This window comes from Lutibacter sp. B1 (genome assembly GCF_012524075.1).
Classification (GTDB): Bacteria; Bacteroidota; Bacteroidia; order Flavobacteriales; family Flavobacteriaceae; genus Lutibacter.
Window position 1 is genome coordinate 94,837 of record NZ_JAAZUI010000007.1, and the last position, 17,782, is coordinate 112,618.

Consider the following 17,782-nt stretch of genomic DNA (forward strand, 5'->3'; position numbering starts at 1 on the left):
CCAAATGAATATGGACTTGAAAGATATTCAAAATCTGATAAAATTTGTAGCCAAATCGGGTGCAAGTGAAGTTAAGTTAGAAATGGAAGATATAAAAATTACCATTAAAACTGGCTCAGATAAAACAGAAACTACTATAGTGCAGCAAGCACCTTTAGGGATTCCTCAAATGCCTTTAGGAGCAACTTCAGGTAATTTACCAACTGAGACTATAAATGTTGAAACTGCTTCTAAAGATGAAAATTCAAAATATATAGAAATTAAATCCCCAATAATAGGTACTTTTTATAGAAAACCATCACCAGACAAACCTGTTTTTGTTGAAGTAGGTGATACCGTAAATAAGGATACAGTAGTTTGTATAGTAGAAGCAATGAAATTATTCAATGAAATTGAGTCTGAAGTATCAGGAAAAATAGTTAAAATACTAGTTGAAGACGGAACACCAGTTGAGTTTGGTCAGCCGTTATTTTTAGTTGACCCATCGTAAAGTTTAATCCAAAGTTCAATTTGAAATTTCAAAATAAATTGAAATTTTGCCCAATTGTATTTTTTAATTCGAAAGTGCATTATGTTTAAAAAAATATTAGTTGCCAACAGAGGTGAAATAGCTTTACGAGTTATAAGGACTTGTAGAGAAATTGGAGTTAAAACTGTAGCAGTTTATTCTACTGTAGATTCTGAAAGCTTACATGTACGTTTTGCAGATGAAGCAGTATGTATAGGTCCGGCTGCAAGCAGTGATTCCTACTTAAAAATGTCGGCTATATTGTCTGCTGCAGAAATTACGAATGCTGATGCAATTCATCCGGGATATGGATTTTTAGCAGAAAATGCTAAATTTTCTAAATTATGTGAAGAACACGGAATTAAATTTATTGGCGCTACAGCTGATATGATTAATAAAATGGGAGATAAAGCATCTGCCAGAGCTACAATGAAAGCTGCAGGTGTACCAACAATACCAGGTTCTGAAGGTATAATTGAAACGTATGAAGAAGCCGAAAAATTAGCTGAAGACATGAAATATCCTGTAATGTTAAAAGCTACTGCAGGAGGTGGAGGTAAAGGAATGCGAGCTGTTTGGAAGAAGGAAAACTTAAAAAATGCTTGGGAATCTGCACGTCAAGAAGCGCAAGCTGCTTTTGGAAACAACGGAATGTATTTGGAAAAGCTTATTGAAGAGCCTCGACATATAGAAATTCAAGTTGTAGGTGATGCTTATGGAAAAGCGTGTCATTTATCAGAAAGAGACTGTTCTATTCAACGTCGTCATCAAAAATTGACTGAAGAAGCTCCGTCTCCATTTATGACTCCTCAGCTTAGAAAAAAAATGGGTGAAGCTGCAATAAAAGCTGCTGAATATATAAAATACGAAGGAGCAGGAACTGTTGAGTTTTTAGTTGATAAGGATAAAAATTTCTACTTTATGGAAATGAATACTCGTATTCAAGTAGAACATCCAATAACAGAGCAGGTTATAGACCACGATTTAATTTATGAACAAATTAAAGTAGCTGCAGGAATTCCTATCTCAGGTAAAAATTATACACCAAAATTACATTCTATTGAGTGTAGAATTAATGCTGAAGATCCGTTTAATGATTTTAGACCTTCTCCCGGTAAAATAGCAACATTGCATATTCCGGGTGGACATGGAGTTAGGGTTGATACGCATGTTTATGCAGGTTATACAATACCTCCTAATTATGATTCTATGATTGCTAAACTGATAACAACCGCTCAAACAAGAGAAGAAGCAATAGCAAAAATGAGAAGAGCATTAGATGAGTTTGTGATAGAGGGTATAAAAACAACCATACCTTTCCATAGACAGTTGATGGATAGTCCGGATTATATAGCAGGAAATTATACTACTAAATTTATGGAGGTATTTAAAATTTTACCAGAGGAGGATAAATAAAATCTCAAATTGAAATAAAAATAAAGGATATGAATTTTCATATCCTTTATTTTTTTAAATTTACTTTATATAATATTTTTATGAAGGAAAAGGAGTTACATATTGATGGTATAGATAAAATTATATTAAAGCATTTAATGGAAGATGCAAGAACTCCTATTTTAAGTATTGCAAGAGAAATTGGAATATCTGGAGCAGCAATACATCAAAGACTTAGAAAGTTAGAATCAGCAGGTTTAATTTCAGGGTCTAAATTTATTATTAACCCTAAAGTTTTAGGGTATAAAACCCTTGCTTTTGTAGGTATATTTTTAGATTCGGCAAGTAAATACTCAGCGGCTTTGACAAGATTGAAAGAAATACCGGAAGTAATTGAAAGCCACTATACTACTGGGAACTGGGCGATATTTATTAAAATACTTTGTAAAGATAACGAACATTTAATGAAACTTCTCAACTTAGAAATACAATCAATTAAAGGTGTTGCCAGAACAGAAACTTTTATTTCGTTAGATCAGCAAATTGACAGACAGATAAAATTATAAAAAAAGCCGTTTTAAACGGCTTTTTTTATTTCAAATTTATTTAATCTCTTGAACCTAAAATTCTAAGACCCCAATAAAATAGCATTGCTAATGACCCTATTGCAGCTACTAAATAAGTTCTTGCAGCCCATTTTAATGCGTCTTTAGCGCCATCTTGCTCTGCATTAGTAAGCATGTTATTTGTTTTTAACCAAGCTAAAGCCCTGTTACTTGCATCATACTCAACAGGAAGTGTAATAAAGCTAAATATAGTTGCCAAGGCCATCATTGCTAGTCCTATAATTGCTACTGTAAATCCCATACCAGTACTTCCTGAAGCTGCGCCCAAAGCTAAACCTCCAAAAACTAACCATATTGAAAATTTAGATGAAATATTAACTGCAGGAACTAATTTAGAACGCATTTCCAGCCATTGATATGCTTGTGCATGTTGAACAGCATGACCAACTTCATGAGCTGCAACAGCTGCCGCTGAAGCATTTCTTTGATTGTAAACTTCTTCACTTAAATTTACTGTTTTGTTTGCAGGATTGTAGTGATCTGTTAATCTGCCCGGAGTTGAAATTACTTGAACATCAAAAATTCCGTTATCTCGTAACATTTTTTCAGCTATTTCTTTTCCGCTTAAACCGTTTTGTAAATGAACATTAGAATAGTATTTAAATTTACTTTTTAAACGTTGACTTACAAGCCAACTTACCAATGATATAATTCCTATTAAAATATAATACCCTGTCATAGATTTCTTTTTTAGTTAATGTTTTTTATTTGGTAAATTTACAACATAAATTATTCCAAAATAGAAGTGACAGACAAAATGACAAAAATTCCTCATATACTTTTAATTTATACAGGAGGTACCATTGGTATGGTTAAAGATTACAAAACAGGAGCGTTACATACGTTTAATTTTGATAAATTATTAAAACACATTCCTGAAATTAACCATTTAAATTGTAAAATTCAGAGTATCTCATTAAAAGAACCAATAGATTCTTCAAATATGAATCCTGAAAAATGGGTTTTAATAGCTGAAATTATTGAGGATAATTATAATGCTTTTGATGGATTTGTGATATTACATGGTTCTGATACAATGTCATATACTTCATCGGCAATAAGTTTTATGTTTGAAAATTTGTCAAAACCTATCATTTTTACAGGTTCACAATTACCAATTGGCGATTTAAGAACAGATGCAAAAGAAAATTTGATTACATCAATAGAAATTGCTTCTGCCCAAGACAATGGTAAACCAATTATAACTGAAGTATGTTTATATTTTGAATATAAATTATATAGAGCTAACAGAACTACAAAAATTAATGCAGAGCAATTTGAAGCGTTTACATCTCCAAATTTTCCTCCATTAGGAGAAAGTGGTGTTTACTTGAAATTTTCCAAACAATTAATTCAAAAACCATTAAAAAATAGTTATTTAAAAGTTAGAAAGAAACTGGATAATAATATAGTAATACTTAAAATATTTCCAGGAATTACTAAAGCTGTTGTAAAAAGTATTCTTGAAATAAAAGGACTAAAGGGTGTGGTTATGGAAACATTTGGATCGGGAAATGCTCCAACAGAAAAGTGGTTTGTTGAATTATTAAAAGAAGCAATTGATAAAAATATATATATTATAAATGTAACCCAGTGTGCAGGAGGAAATGTACAAATGGGACAGTATGAAACTAGTATTGAACTAAAAAATTTGGGAATAATTAGCGGAAAAGATATCACAACAGAGTCAGCTTTAGCTAAACTTATGTATCTGTTAGGAGAAAAAATTCCAAAAAATAAATTTAAATCAGTTTTTGAAACACAAATTAGAGGTGAAATTACTGAAGATTAGTATATTTTTTATAATTAATCATCAGTTTATTAGGTTAATTTTTAATAAATTTGCTTAAATTCAATTTATTTTTAGTAATTTCTAAAAAAAAATAAGACATTCTAAAAAAATAATTTAAAGTAGGTCTAAAATTTTCAGAACTCAACATTTTTTCGTTACTTGGCATTCGCAAAAGACGTCTAATTATAGAGATATTAGATAGGTTGATGACTTTATATTTTTCTCCTTACTTAGACTAAATTTGTTTTTAAAAATTATTATATATTTAACCCGTATAAAAATTAATAAATTAACTATTACACAATGAAAAGAGTATTTACTATCCTTGCAATTACAGGATTATTGTTATTTGGAGCAGCACCTAAGGCTATAGCACAAGATGCAGCAAAAACTGAGCAAGTTGCAGATGCAACAGAATCAAAAACATTTCACCAAGAGTTAAAGCAGCGTTTTATTGAAGGTGGGCCTTTCTTTATGGGAATTGTATTAGTCTGCTTAATTTTAGGTTTAGCAATAGCTATTGAAAGAATTATTTATCTTAATATGGCTACAACTAATACCAAAAAATTAGTTTCTAACCTTGATGACGCTTTAGCATCAGGAGGAATAGAAGCAGCTAAAGAGGTTTGTAGAAATACAAAAGGTCCTGTAGCTTCAATATTTTATCAAGGATTAGATAGAATAGAAGATGAAGGTATTGACGCAGCTGAAAAAGCAGTTGTTTCATACGGAGGTGTTCAAATGGGATTATTAGAGAAAAATATTTCCTGGCTATCATTATTTATTGCTTTAGCGCCAATGCTTGGTTTCATGGGGACAGTAATTGGTATGATTGGAGCTTTTGACTCAATTGAGCAAGCGGGTGATATCTCTCCAACAGTTGTAGCGGGAGGTATTAAAGTAGCGTTATTAACAACAGTATTTGGATTGGTTGTAGCGATTATCCTACAAATTTTCTATAACTATATTATTTCTAAAGTAGACAGCATTGTTAACAGTATGGAAGATGCTTCTATTTCTTTAGTAGATCTTATGGTTAAATACAAAAAATAAGAGCTTATTATGAATAAGAATGTATCAAAAATATTAACATTAGCAACGGGAGCGTTGGGTTTAATTGGCTTCTTTTTTTTCATTAGAGTTTTAATGGCAGGAGATGAAGTTATTGAAACTGATGTAGCTGTTCAATCTAGTGTTGTATCACCATTTATAACTTACGCAGTATATTTGCTAATTGCAGTATCTGCGGTTGCAATAATTAGTTCCTTATTAAATCTAATTAAAAATCCACAAGCATTAAAAAGAAGCTTAATTTCTTTAGTAATATTATGTGTACTTTTAGTTTTGGCTTATGTAATATCTTCTGGAGATCAAGTATTAAACTCGGCAGGAAAAGTTTTAAGCGAGGCTGGAAGTGTTTCTAAATGGGTTAGTACTCTAATAAACTATACTTTTATTTTAGGAACAATTGGCTTAATATTCTTCGTGTTTGATTTTATGAAATCATTAATAAAAAACTAATATATTATGGCAAGAAGAGAAAGCGGCGGTGATTTTAGTGCTAGTTCAATGGCAGACATTGCGTTCTTGCTTCTAATATTTTTCTTAGTAACTACAACTATGGATGTTGATTCTGGAATTGCACGTAAATTACCGGAAAAAACGCCACAAGATGTTCAAGTAACTATCAAAGAAAAAAATGTGTTAGATATTGTTGTTAACAGAAACAATCAACTTTTAGTTGAAAATGAATTTGTTCAAGTTACCGACATAAAAAGACTAGCAATGGAATTCATCGATAATGGTGGAGGTATAGGAGCACCAAAAGAAGGAAAACCAGGAGAACCTTGCGATTATTGTAAAGGTAGAAGAGATCCTGAATCATCAGATCATCCATCGAAGGCTATTATATCTTTACAAAGCGATAGAGGAACAACTTATGGTATGTATGTTTCAATTCAAAACGAAATTGAAGCTGCTTACAATGAGTTAAGAAACAGATTGGCTGTTGAAAAATATGGAAGATCTTATAATGATTTGTTAGATGATTATAATGATAACCCTACTGAAAGCCTTAAAGAGAAAATAGATTATTTGAAGGATAGTTACCCTCAAATTATCTCTGAACCTGAACCAATAAAATAGTATCAGATTATGAGTAAGTTTAAAAAGAAGAAAAAAGGGTTACCTGCTATTTCTACAGCATCATTACCTGATATTGTATTTATGCTATTGTTCTTTTTTATGGTTTCAACAACTATGCGAGAAACTGATTTATTAATTAAAAAACCAAATCTTCCAACTGCAAGTGAGGTGAAAAAATTAGAACTTAAAAGTTTGGTAAGTACTATTTATGTTGGTAAATCAAAAGATAAAAGAATAGCTGGTGATAAAATACAAGCGAATGATAAGATTATAGATGTAAAAGATGTACCTAATTTTATATTTTCTGAAAGAGCTTTAAGAAAAGAAGAAGAAGTTAAATTTATGACTACTTCAATTAAGGCCGATAAAGATGCAAGTGTAGGTACCATTTTGGATATCAAAGAACAATTAAGAGATATAAATGCTTTAAAAGTTAGTTTTTCAACCAGAAAAGGTTCTGACATAAAAAGTAACTATAAATAATTTATATTTTCTATAATAAAATAAAAAGGCAATCTAACTAGTGTAGATTGTCTTTTTTAGTTTTATAAAGTATATTTGTTATATGGGAAAATATTTCTTTTTGATTTTCTTCTTCTTTGGCTTAATTAAAATTGAAGCCCAAACAAAAATTGATACTGTAGATTTAAAATATTTAGAAGATCAGATTTATGTTTCATTAACCTATAATATTTTAACTAACAAGCCAAAAGATATTTCGCAAAATGGATTTTCCGGAGGTATATCAGTTGGTTTTATAAAAGACATTCCTTTTAATTCTAAAAGAAATTATGGTTTAGGCATTGGATTGGGATATGCGTATAATGCAGCTATACAAAATTTAAAAATTTCAAGAGAAAACAAGCAAACTGTATTTGAATTAGCACAAGACTATGATACTAACAGGCTTGTAATGCATTCGCTTGAATTGCCAATAGAAATTAGGTGGAGAAACTCTACGCCAGTTAAGTATAGGTTTTGGCGTATTTACGGAGGGTTTAAATTTTCTTATTTATTTTCAATTAAATCTAAATATGAAGATACCAATGGAATAATAACTACTAAAAATATACCTGAATTTAATAAGTTGCAATATGGTATAACTTTAGCTACAGGTTATAGTACTTGGAATATATATTTGTATTATGGCTTAAATACTTTGTTTAAAGATACTGTAAAATTTGAGAATGAAAACCTTAAACTGAATGAGTTTAATGTAGGGCTAAAATTTTACATCATGTAAATGTAAATATAGTATACTATAAATTGACTTACTAACCCAAAAATAAAACCTAAAGAAATTTCATTTAATTGATGTGCTTTTAATTTTAATCTTGTTGAAGATATTACACCTCCTATTATAAACAATACTGCTAAAATTATTATTAAATTAATTTTATAATAGTGACTAAAACAAATTAAAAAACCTATTAAGCCTGAAATTGCAGCAGTATGCAAGCTTATTTTATACTTTAAATGTAAAAGAATATAAGAAAAAATTAAGCATAATCCATAGCCAAAGTAGAAAAGAGCTAATAAATCGACTATTGTTGATTTATAGAGCCAGTTTCCTATAATGTAAGAAATACCAATAAAGAGTAAAGTTGGAAATTTTCTTTCTTCAATTGTTACCATATGATAGGTTTTTATCATTTCAAATCTTTTCAGAAGATAAGTTAGAAACAAAGGAAAAATATATGTGCCTATAAAAATTACTAATAACATCATATATTCCTGAGGTTTAAATATAAACTCCGGAACAAAAATAAAATAAAGCAAAGCACCTATAATTGGAAAATTAATTGGGTGAAAAAAGTAAGATATATATTTTGAAAATTTCATAGTAATTTTAAACCTAAGGCTAAATTTCTTTTCTTAATCGAGCAACCGGAATATCTAATTGCTCTCTATATTTAGCAACAGTTCTTCTTGCAATAGGATAGCCTTTTTCTTTTAATAGATTAGATAGCTTATCATCTGTTAAGGGTTTCTTTTTATCCTCTTTTTTTATTACGGAAGCTAAAATGTTTTTGATTTCAATTGTTGAAACATCTTCACCTTGATCGTTTTTCATTGATTCGGAAAAGAATTCTTTAATTAATTTTGTTCCATAAGGTGTTGTTACATATTTGCTGTTTGCAACTCTAGAAACTGTTGAAACATCCATATCAATAGCATCTGCAATATCTTTTAAAATCATGGGTTTCAATTTTCTTTCGTCTCCGGTTAAAAAATATTCTTTTTGATGGTGCATTATAGCATTCATATTTAACAAAAGAGTTTGCTGGCGTTGTTTTATGGCGTCAATAAACCATTTAGCTGCATCTAATTTTTGTTTGATGAATACAACAGCATCTTTTTGAGATTTTGACTTGTCTTTTGTATCTTTATAACCTTGTAACAAATCGTTATATTCTTTAGATATATGAAGTTCAGGAGCATTTCTAGAATTTAATGTAAGCTCTAATTCTCCTTCAACAATTCGAATTGTAAAATCAGGAACAATTTGTTCGGCTAATTTATTATTACCAACATAAGATCCGCCAGGTTTTGGATTTAACTTCTCAATTTGCTTAATAGCTTCTTTTAATTCGTTTTCACTAACATGAAATTTTTGTGTTAGTTTAGAATAATGTTTTTTTACAAAATGGTCAAAAGAATTTTCTAATATATTAATTGCTAAATTTCTGCTTGGATGCTCTTCTTTTCGTTTTAATTGAATTAATAAACATTCTTTTAAGTCGCGTGCACCCACACCGGCAGGATCCAAATCCTGAACAATTTTTAAAAGGCGTTCGAGTTCTTCTTGTGTTGTAAAAATACCTTGAGTAAATGCCAAATCGTCTAAAATATCTTCTAAGTCTCTTCTTATATAACCGCTTTCATCAATACTTCCAATTAAAAAATCTGTAATTATTTCTTCATCATCATTTAATCGATAGGTATGTATTTGATTTTTTAAATGCTGTGTAAATGAAGTTCCGGAGGCATAAGGTATGTGTTTATCTTCGTCATCCGATGAATAATTATTTGTTTGAGTTTTGTAATTAGGAATTTCATCATCACTCAAATATTCATCAATATTTATATCTTCAGCACTTATACTTTCATTTCCAGTTTCATCATAATCATTATCAATTTGAGAGTTGTCATAATCATCTACATTCTCTTTACCGCTTTCTAAAGCAGGATTTTCTTCTAATTCTTGTTTTAAACGTTGTTCAAATGCCTGTGTAGGCAATTGAATCAATTTCATCAATTGAATTTGTTGAGGAGATAATTTTTGTAAAAGTTTATATTGTAAACTCTGTTTTAACATATATTGATTAAACGGGATTTTGAATAAAAATACAAAAAAACATAGTATGTTGAATAACTATGTTTTTATGATTTAAATTTATTAAAATTCTGCATTTTGTGGTGTTCTTGGATAAGGTATAACATCTCTAATATTACTCATACCAGTTGTAAATTGAACCAAGCGCTCAAATCCTAAGCCAAAACCACTATGTACAGCTGTTCCAAATTTTCGAGTGTCTAAATACCACCATAATTCTTTTTCGTCGATATTTAGTTCTTTTATTTTTTGTTTTAAGATATCTAATCTTTCTTCTCGTTGACTTCCTCCAACAATTTCGCCAATTCCCGGGAATAAAACATCCATTGCTCTTACGGTTTTACCGTCATCATTCAAACGCATGTAAAAAGCTTTAATACTTGCAGGATAATCAAATAAAATAACCGGAGATTTAAAATGTTTTTCCACTAAATAGCGTTCATGTTCACTTTGAAGATCAGCGCCCCATTCATCAATTAAAAATTGAAATTTTTTCTTTTTGTTTGGTTTAGAATTCTTTAAAATATCTATAGCTTCAGTATAACTAACGCGAATAAAATTGTTTTCTACAACAAATTTTAACTTCTCGATAAGAGACATCTCACTTCTTTCGGCAGCAGGTTTAGATTTTTCTTCTTGCGTTAATCTATTATCAAGAAACTCAAGGTCGTCTTTACAATTTTGTAAAATGTATGAAATAACTGATTTTATAAAATCTTCAGCTAAGTCCATATTGTCATCTAAATTGTTAAAAGCAACTTCGGGTTCAATCATCCAAAACTCTGCTAAATGCCTTGTGGTATTTGAATTTTCAGCTCTAAATGTAGGGCCAAAAGTATATACTTTACCTAAAGCCATTGCATAAGTTTCAGCTTCTAATTGTCCGGATACAGTTAAATTGGTGTTTTTTCCAAAAAAATCTTTACTATAATCAATGGTGCCATCTTCATTTTTTGGAGGATTTTCAGGATTAAGTGTAGTTACTGTAAACATTTCTCCAGCACCTTCAGCATCAGAGCCTGTAATTATTGGAGCGTGAAAATTATAAAACCCGTTTTCGGTAAAATATTTATGTATTGCAAAAGATAATGCAGATCTAACTCGCATTACTGCACTAAAAGTGTTTGTTCTAATACGTAAATGTGCATTTTCTCTTAAAAACTCAAGACTGTGTTTTTTAGGTTGAATAGGATATTCTTCAGGATTGGAATCGCCTAAAATTTCAATTTCAGAAACTTGAATCTCAACACTTTGACCTTTTCCTAAACTTTCAATCAATGTCCCTTTTACAGAAATTGCAGCACCCGTAGTTATTCGTTTTAAAATGGTTTCATCAGTATTTTCAAAATCAACAACACACTGTATATTATTTATGGTTGAACCATCATTTAAAGCAATAAATCTGTTAGCTCTAAATGTTCTAACCCAACCTTTTACTATAATTTCATGTAAAAAATTGTCTGAACTTAAAAGTTCTGCTACATTAGTTCTTATCATATTCTAAATTTTAAGAGTTGCAAAGATACATATTGAATTAAAAAATTTGGATAACCTTCAATTAAATTTGAAGTTTTTTAGGTAATAATTCATTTATTTGTCTACATTTTCATCATCTGGAGTAAGGATGTCTAAAGTAGGTTCTTTAAATACTTTTTTATTAGCTATACTTTTTTCTAAAGAAAGCAATAGCGACGGTAATAATAATAAGTTAGAAACCATTGCAAATAATAGAGTTATTGAAACTAAACCTCCAAGTGCAATTGTACCCCCAAAACTTGAAACAGTAAACACTAAAAATCCAAAAAATAAAACTATAGATGTATAGAACATACTAACACCGGTTTCACGAAGAGCAGCGTAAACTGAATGTTTTATTCTCCAATTATTTGCTATTAATTCTTGCCTGTATTTTGCTAAAAAGTGAATGGTATCATCAACCGAAATACCAAAGGCTATACTAAATACTAAAATTGTTGATGGTTTTAGAGGAACTCCTAAATACCCCATTAAACCAGCTGTTATTAGTAATGGAAATATGTTTGGCACTAATGATATTATAATCATTCTAAAAGAACGAAACATGAAAGCCATAAAAATTGCGATTAATAATATAGCAAGTGAAAGTGATATGGCTAAATTATTAATTAAAAAATTGGTTCCTTTTAAAAATACCAAGGCTTTTCCTGTCATTGAAACATCGTAATTTTCTTTTGGAAATTCTTTATCAATTTTTTGTTGTAATCGTTCTTCAATAATTTCCATTTTATCAGTACCAATATCTTTCATAAATGTTGTTATACGAGCATATCTTCCGGTAGAATCAACAAAATTGTTTAAGAGATTGGTATTTCCTGCTGAATTTTTAGTATAAGATAAAATCCAATTTTTTTCTTGACTATTTGGTAATTGATAATATTTTGGTTTTCCACTATAAAAAGCTTGTTTAGAGTATTTTACCATGTTTAAAACGGAGATTGGCTTAGATAATTGAGGAATTTCTTCTATAGTTTCATCAAGCTCGTTCATACGCTTTAAAGTTGATAGTTTCATCACACCTTTTTCAGCTTTGGTATCAATCAAAATTTCGAGAGGCATAATACCGCCAAACTCATCTTCAAAGAAAACTATATCCTTATAAAATTGTTTTCCTTTAGGCATATCTTCAATTAAACTGCCCGATACCTTAATCTTATAAATACCAATCATACTAATTATTATTAATACAATTGTAGCAGCATATACAGCAAATCTATGGTGCCTTACTATTGATTCCATCCAATTTACAATAGCTTCAATCCATTTGCGTTCAAGGTGTTTTAAGTGTTTCTCTTTTGGCAAGGGCATAAAACTGTAAATAATTGGTATTATTAATAATGCCAAAATAAATATTGCTAAAATGTTAATTGAAGCAATGGTACCAAATTCTCTTAAAAGCTGACTTTTAGTAAAAATAAATGTTGCAAATCCGGAAGCCGTAGTAACGTTTGTCATTAAAGTAGCATTCCCAATTTTAGTAATAACTCTTTGTAATGATTTTGCCTGATTGCCGTGTTTTTTTACTTCCTGTTGATATTTATTTATTAAAAATATGGCATTAGGTACTCCAATTACAATAATTAAAGGAGGAATCATAGCCATTAAAACCGTAATTTCATATCTAAACAAACCTATAAATCCAAAAGCCCAAATAACACCAATACTTACAACTAAAAGAGTAATGAATGTTGCTCTAAATGAACGGAAAAAGAAAAAGAAAATTAAAGCAGTTATACCTAAAGCAAGTGCTACAAACATTCCAATTTCATCAATAATATTTTGGGCGTTCATGGTACGTATATATGGCATACCAGATACTTTAACATCTATATTATTTTCTTTTTCAAATTGATCAATAGCAGGATTTAGGGTATTAAAAACAAAGTCTTTACGTACTGATGTATTAACAATTTCTTTATTTAAATACACAACCGTTCTAATAGTACCTGTTTTTTTATTATACAAGAAATTATCAAAAAATGGAAGGTTGTCAAAAAGTTCAGTTTTAATTTTTTGAACTTCTTCTATAGTTTCAGGAGCTTTATTATAAATAGGTTCTAAATCAAACCTCTGTTCTTTAGTATTTTTACTAAGTTTTTTAATATCACCAACAGACATTGTAAAATCAACTTCAGGAAAACTGTTTAATTGTTTTGATAAGTTATTCCAATCGTTAAATTTTTTAGGAGTAAAAACAGTAGAATCATTGGTGGCCAAAATTATTAAATTACCTTCTTCTCCAAAAATTTCTAAAAATCTGTCATATTCAACATTTATTATGTGATTTTCAGGTAATAAGTTAGCTTCAGTATAAGAAAAACGCATGTATTGCATTTGTGAAGCTAAAAAGTACGTAATTGCAGCTATGGCAATTAAAATAACAAATCTTCCCTTTAAAATAAGTCTAGAAATCCGAGTCCAAAAATTCATCCAAAAATTTTTTGCAAAGGTATAAAAATAGTTGAGTTTTGAGTTCTAAATTTTAAAAACCTAGTCTTAACTGGTATGTTAATTTTAGGGCAATATTATCGCTAAATCTAGAATTTTGATAAGAGCCATACCTGTAAAATGAGCTTAAACCAAAACCTTTAAAAATACTGTTGAATTCTATACCGCTTTCAAAGTAACCATTTTGTAAACTTTTAAACTCTAATCCTTTATGATTTGAAGGGTTTTCTAAGTTTCCAATTGCTGCTCTTGTTACCAAAGTAACTTGTGGTTTAAACTTAGAGCCAATTCTAAAATACCGTAGTTGATGCCTAATGTGAATTGCACCAAACTTATCTGAAATAAACTCGTTATAACCCATAGTTTCAAAGCTGTTTTTACCGGCAAAAGTTACACGTTTTAGCCAAGGACTTTTAAAGGTGTAGTTTGGTGTTGAATTAAAAAGATGAGAAATAGGAGCATCTCCTAAAACAATACCACCTTCAACCAAAATTTCGGTAGTCGCTTTTCTCAATCTTTTTATTTCATGAAGTAACCTTAAATTAACTTGTGTAAAGTCAAAATCACTGCTAAAAACATTTTTAAAACTTTTAGTTATTTGAAAAGTAATTTGGGGGTAATCGTTTTTAATTTTCAATTTTCCTAAAGGTGAATTCATATATTCGTTTTTAGGGTTGTATTGTAAACCTAAAGCAGCAGTTGTTAGTGTATAATTGGTTGTAATTTTACCGGAAGTAATATATTGATAATCAAAAACAGGTTTATAATCACCAGAACTTAATTGAAGTTTTGCTTCTAAATTTGGCTGAATATCATGTTCAAGATAAATGCTTGCGGTTTTATAATTATAAAATTTACTGATGTTTAAATTTCGAGGATTTATAGGTGAAAAAGAGGTGTTTTCAGCAATAAAATCTAATGAAGCAGCTTCTTTTAAATCGTTTGTGTAATTTGCTCCCAACCAAGTGTTGGTGTCTTTATTGAGTCTGGTAGAGGCTCCAATGCTATATTTAATATCTTCATCTTTTGTGCCGTATGCTATGTAAGATTCAATTTTATATTTATTAGAAAAATTGGTGTTGGTTACACCACCAAAACCAATTCTTAAGCCTTCGTAATTATTAAGGTTAATTATTTTACCCAAATTAAGGTTTATGTATTTTGTAGGGTAGTAGCCTTTTAAAACGTTTCTGGCAATGTTTATTTTTTTCTCTACACCTTCGCTTTCTGCAATACTGTCTAGCTTTTTATATGCTGTTTCTCCTCGTTTAGTTAAAGAATCTGTTCTGTATTTGTTCCAAAAATCTAAAGATTGTTTATGAGCATCTTCATTGAATTGTATTGTTGAAGACGATTTTTTTACTACAACAGGTGTATTTATTTCAATATTTGAATTTTCGGTTTTAGATATAAAATAAACAATATCTGATGGTTGTTTAGTTTTAGATTTAATTATTGAGTCGTTTTTTTTGTTTTCTGAAATTTTTACAACACCTCCAAATAGTTCTATGTTTTCGTTATTCGTACCTTTTTTAATAACCAAATCCATATTGCTTGGAAACCAAATTCCATAGTTATTAATATATTCAAAGTTTTGAGTTGATTTAATATTAATTGATCCTTTTACTTCTGATACTGCTTTAGTTATTGCGTAAGTTTTATCATCAATGTACATTACTCCCTCAACACCAGCAACGTCTATTTTCTTTTTTGGTTTAAAATAGATTAGAATTGCGTTTCCGTTAGAATTTTTTACGGTATCTAATATTTTATAATTATATTTTTTAAGTGCATTATTTGCAATCGGGCTTGTGTATTTTGTGCCTGCAATTGTATAGTACTCATTGTAAAAAGAAAAATCTTGAATAGTAATTGCTAAAATTTCATAAATAGGTTGTTTAAGACCTGCCATTCTCGATGCTAAAATAATTTCTTTTTTCTTTTTCCCTTTTTGAAAATTAAATTCTGAAATTTTCTCTGTGATATATAGGTGATGTTCTGTAATTTCCTTTTTGAATTGATAATTTGAGGAGTCTAGTTTTTTAAATTCTTTTTTCCCGTTTTTAAGCACAAAAATAGTATCTATTGTTCCACTAATAGAATCTGGATTTGCAGTAACTAATTTTTTGTTGTATGAATTGAATTTAAATGAATTTAGAGCTTTTTCGATATCATTTTTTTCTTTATTTGCTATCGCATTTTTGATAATTTTATTTGCCGGATTTTCTTTTGCTATAATTAGAACTTCATTTAAATTTTCAACTTTTGATTTTAATTTTATACTGATAAATTTTTGATTGTTTAAAACTATGTTTGTAGGTGTATAACCAACATACGATACAGAAATTTCATCAAAAGGTTTTTGGGTTGTTATCTCAAATTTACCTTCAACATCTGTTAATGTACCAAAGTTTGTATTGGTAATTATTGATGCAAACGCCAAGGGTTGTTTGGTTTTACTGTCAATTACAATTCCTTGAACATAGTTTTGTGAAAATAATAAGAATGGACTAAGAAATAATAAAAAAAGTATTTTTTTCATTTAAAATGGTTATCACAAAGTGTAACAAATATACTATAATAAAAAAGCACTCGTATGAGCGCTTTTAGTTTTTTGATAAGTTTAACTTTTATATTAAACTTTCATAATTTCTTGATCTTTTACTTTGTAATGCTCATCAACTTCAAGAATAAACTTATCTGTTAATTTTTGAATGTCAATTTCAGCATTGGCTTTCATATCTTCAGAGGCATCCGTTTTTTTAATTTCATGCATCGCTTCCTTACGGTCGTTTCTAATGCCTATTTTTGCAGCTTCTGCAGCAGCTTTTGCTTGTTTTGAAAGTTCTTTACGTCTTTCTTCTGTTAAAACAGGAACATTAATAATAATAACTTCGCCATTGTTCATTGGGTTGAAACCTAAATTAGCTATCATTATAGCTTTTTCAATTTCATGAAGCATATGTTTTTCCCATGGTTGAACTGTAATTGTATGTGCATCCATAGTGCTTACATTTGCTACTTGTGTTAATGGAGTTTGAGAACCATAATAATCAACAGTAACATTTCCCAACATTGCAGGGCTTGCTTTACCGGCCCTAATGTTTCTAAACTCTTTTTCTAAATGCGCAATTGCATTTTGCATTAATTCTTTAGTGCTATCTACAATAAATTTTAATTCTTCATTCATAATTTAAAACGTTTAAATTAGACTGTTATTTATCAACAATTGTTCCAATATTCTCACCGTCAACTACTTTTACAAGATTTCCTTTAGTGTTCATATCAAATACAATTATTGGTAAATTATTTTCGTGACTTAAAGCGAATGCTGTCATATCCATTACTTTAAGACCTTTGTTCATTACATCTTTATAGGTAATTGAATCAAATTTGATAGCATTTTCATTTTTTTCCGGATCTGAAGTATAAATCCCATCAACTCGAGTTCCTTTTAAAATAACATCAGCATTTATTTCAATTGCACGTAAAACTGCAGCAGTATCAGTTGTAAAGTAAGGGTTTCCTGTACCACCTCCAAAAATAACAACTCTTCCTTTTTCTAAATGTCGCACGGCTCTTCTTTTAATAAAAGGTTCAGCAACTTGTTCCATTTTAATTGCGGTAAGCAGCCTTGTTTGTATTTCGGCATCTTCAAGTGCACTTTGTAGGGCTAAACCATTAATTACTGTAGCAAGCATGCCCATATAGTCCGCCTGAACTCTATCAATACCGTTACTGGCTCCGGCAACTCCTCTAAATATATTTCCACCACCAATAACTATAGCAACTTCAATACCTTTATCAACAATTTTTTTAATTTCTTCAGCGTATTCAGCTAAACGTTTAGGATCTATTCCATATTGGCGAGTGCCCATAAGTGCTTCACCACTTAATTTTAATAAAATTCTTTTATAAGCCATAATTTTTTTAAAAGTTATGCAAATATAAGAAATACTTTATTAGAATAAATGCTATGTTAATGTAGAATTACA

17 protein-coding genes are annotated in these 17,782 nt (G+C 29.6%); 9 read left to right on the forward strand and 8 right to left on the reverse strand.

The annotated features are described in order from the left end of the window. Positions 1-10: 10 nt before the first annotated feature. The 3 genes from accB to HGB55_RS05930 all read left to right on the forward strand — a co-directional run bounded on the left by accB (position 11) and on the right by HGB55_RS05930 (position 2,469). Complete coding sequence (gene accB / locus HGB55_RS05920) at positions 11-490, forward strand: acetyl-CoA carboxylase biotin carboxyl carrier protein (RefSeq protein ID WP_168815598.1); 480 nt, start codon at positions 11-13, stop codon at positions 488-490. An 81-nt stretch (positions 491-571) separates the two neighbouring features. Next, on the forward strand, positions 572-1,924 hold the full coding sequence (gene accC / locus HGB55_RS05925) for an acetyl-CoA carboxylase biotin carboxylase subunit (protein WP_168815600.1): 1,353 nt from the start codon (positions 572-574) through the stop codon (positions 1,922-1,924). Between the two features lie 80 nt (positions 1,925-2,004). Then, complete coding sequence (locus tag HGB55_RS05930) at positions 2,005-2,469, forward strand: Lrp/AsnC ligand binding domain-containing protein (RefSeq protein WP_168815602.1); 465 nt, start codon at positions 2,005-2,007, stop codon at positions 2,467-2,469. A gap of 40 nt (positions 2,470-2,509) precedes the next feature. Here HGB55_RS05930 and HGB55_RS05935 read toward each other — a convergent pair whose 3' ends face one another. Beyond that, complete coding sequence (locus HGB55_RS05935) at positions 2,510-3,208, reverse strand: zinc metallopeptidase (RefSeq protein ID WP_168815604.1); 699 nt, start codon at positions 3,206-3,208, stop codon at positions 2,510-2,512. A 78-nt stretch (positions 3,209-3,286) separates the two neighbouring features. Here HGB55_RS05935 and HGB55_RS05940 point away from each other — a divergent pair, with 78 nt between their 5' ends. From HGB55_RS05940 to HGB55_RS05965, 6 genes are all read left to right on the forward strand, one after another. Continuing rightward, entirely contained in the window at positions 3,287-4,321 is a 1,035-nt protein-coding gene (locus tag HGB55_RS05940) for an asparaginase (RefSeq protein ID WP_168815606.1), read from the forward strand. A gap of 303 nt (positions 4,322-4,624) precedes the next feature. Further along, complete coding sequence (locus HGB55_RS05945; RefSeq protein ID WP_168815608.1) at positions 4,625-5,374, forward strand: MotA/TolQ/ExbB proton channel family protein; 750 nt, start codon at positions 4,625-4,627, stop codon at positions 5,372-5,374. 9 nt (positions 5,375-5,383) lie between these two features. Beyond that, positions 5,384-5,842: a hypothetical protein gene (locus HGB55_RS05950; protein ID WP_168815610.1), complete on the forward strand. Its 459-nt coding sequence runs from the start codon at positions 5,384-5,386 to the stop codon at positions 5,840-5,842. A gap of 6 nt (positions 5,843-5,848) precedes the next feature. Next, on the forward strand, positions 5,849-6,466 hold the full coding sequence (locus tag HGB55_RS05955) for a biopolymer transporter ExbD (protein ID WP_168815612.1): 618 nt from the start codon (positions 5,849-5,851) through the stop codon (positions 6,464-6,466). A gap of 9 nt (positions 6,467-6,475) precedes the next feature. Next, positions 6,476-6,949, forward strand: coding sequence for a biopolymer transporter ExbD (locus HGB55_RS05960; protein ID WP_168815614.1), 474 nt, complete (start codon positions 6,476-6,478; stop codon positions 6,947-6,949). Positions 6,950-7,031: 82 nt separating this feature from the next. Then, positions 7,032-7,709, forward strand: a complete 678-nt coding sequence (locus tag HGB55_RS05965; protein WP_168815616.1) for a porin family protein — start codon at positions 7,032-7,034, stop codon at positions 7,707-7,709. On the opposite strand, the gene HGB55_RS05970 is transcribed toward HGB55_RS05965, so the two are convergent. The 7 genes from HGB55_RS05970 to pyrH form a co-directional block, all read right to left on the reverse strand. After that, positions 7,697-8,119, reverse strand: a complete 423-nt coding sequence (locus HGB55_RS05970; protein WP_168815618.1) for a hypothetical protein — start codon at positions 8,117-8,119, stop codon at positions 7,697-7,699. The two genes, HGB55_RS05965 and HGB55_RS05970, sit on opposite strands and share 13 nt — an antisense overlap. A gap of 208 nt (positions 8,120-8,327) precedes the next feature. Beyond that, entirely contained in the window at positions 8,328-9,785 is a 1,458-nt protein-coding gene (gene rpoN, locus HGB55_RS05975) for an RNA polymerase factor sigma-54 (protein ID WP_168815620.1), read from the reverse strand. Positions 9,786-9,866: 81 nt separating this feature from the next. After that, positions 9,867-11,300, reverse strand: a complete 1,434-nt coding sequence (gene asnS, locus HGB55_RS05980) for an asparagine--tRNA ligase (RefSeq protein WP_168815622.1) — start codon at positions 11,298-11,300, stop codon at positions 9,867-9,869. 93 nt (positions 11,301-11,393) lie between these two features. Continuing rightward, positions 11,394-13,769 (reverse strand): RND family transporter, encoded by a 2,376-nt coding sequence (locus HGB55_RS05985; protein WP_168815624.1) that lies wholly within the window; start codon positions 13,767-13,769, stop codon positions 11,394-11,396. A gap of 52 nt (positions 13,770-13,821) precedes the next feature. Next, entirely contained in the window at positions 13,822-16,329 is a 2,508-nt protein-coding gene (locus tag HGB55_RS05990) for a DUF5686 and carboxypeptidase-like regulatory domain-containing protein (protein WP_168815626.1), read from the reverse strand. Between the two features lie 93 nt (positions 16,330-16,422). Further along, complete coding sequence (gene frr, locus HGB55_RS05995; RefSeq protein WP_168815628.1) at positions 16,423-16,977, reverse strand: ribosome recycling factor; 555 nt, start codon at positions 16,975-16,977, stop codon at positions 16,423-16,425. Between the two features lie 25 nt (positions 16,978-17,002). Beyond that, complete coding sequence (pyrH, locus tag HGB55_RS06000; protein WP_168815630.1) at positions 17,003-17,710, reverse strand: UMP kinase; 708 nt, start codon at positions 17,708-17,710, stop codon at positions 17,003-17,005. Positions 17,711-17,782 lie beyond the last annotated feature (72 nt).

Bases quoted from the DNA above. Each gene is read 5' to 3' on its own strand.
- accB (WP_168815598.1), top strand. From the start codon at position 11: ATGGACTTGAAAGATATTCAAAATCTGATAAAATTTGTAGCCAAATCG.
- accC (WP_168815600.1), top strand. From the start codon at position 572: ATGTTTAAAAAAATATTAGTTGCCAACAGAGGTGAAATAGCTTTACGA.
- HGB55_RS05930 (WP_168815602.1), top strand. From the start codon at position 2,005: ATGAAGGAAAAGGAGTTACATATTGATGGTATAGATAAAATTATATTA.
- HGB55_RS05935 (WP_168815604.1), bottom strand. From the start codon at position 3,208: ATGACAGGGTATTATATTTTAATAGGAATTATATCATTGGTAAGTTGG.
- HGB55_RS05940 (WP_168815606.1), top strand. From the start codon at position 3,287: ATGACAAAAATTCCTCATATACTTTTAATTTATACAGGAGGTACCATT.
- HGB55_RS05945 (WP_168815608.1), top strand. From the start codon at position 4,625: ATGAAAAGAGTATTTACTATCCTTGCAATTACAGGATTATTGTTATTT.
- HGB55_RS05950 (WP_168815610.1), top strand. From the start codon at position 5,384: ATGAATAAGAATGTATCAAAAATATTAACATTAGCAACGGGAGCGTTG.
- HGB55_RS05955 (WP_168815612.1), top strand. From the start codon at position 5,849: ATGGCAAGAAGAGAAAGCGGCGGTGATTTTAGTGCTAGTTCAATGGCA.
- HGB55_RS05960 (WP_168815614.1), top strand. From the start codon at position 6,476: ATGAGTAAGTTTAAAAAGAAGAAAAAAGGGTTACCTGCTATTTCTACA.
- HGB55_RS05965 (WP_168815616.1), top strand. From the start codon at position 7,032: ATGGGAAAATATTTCTTTTTGATTTTCTTCTTCTTTGGCTTAATTAAA.
- HGB55_RS05970 (WP_168815618.1), bottom strand. From the start codon at position 8,119: ATGATAAAAACCTATCATATGGTAACAATTGAAGAAAGAAAATTTCCA.
- rpoN (WP_168815620.1), bottom strand. From the start codon at position 9,785: ATGTTAAAACAGAGTTTACAATATAAACTTTTACAAAAATTATCTCCT.
- asnS (WP_168815622.1), bottom strand. From the start codon at position 11,300: ATGATAAGAACTAATGTAGCAGAACTTTTAAGTTCAGACAATTTTTTA.
- HGB55_RS05985 (WP_168815624.1), bottom strand. From the start codon at position 13,769: ATGAATTTTTGGACTCGGATTTCTAGACTTATTTTAAAGGGAAGATTT.
- HGB55_RS05990 (WP_168815626.1), bottom strand. From the start codon at position 16,329: ATGAAAAAAATACTTTTTTTATTATTTCTTAGTCCATTCTTATTATTT.
- frr (WP_168815628.1), bottom strand. From the start codon at position 16,977: ATGAATGAAGAATTAAAATTTATTGTAGATAGCACTAAAGAATTAATG.
- pyrH (WP_168815630.1), bottom strand. From the start codon at position 17,710: ATGGCTTATAAAAGAATTTTATTAAAATTAAGTGGTGAAGCACTTATG.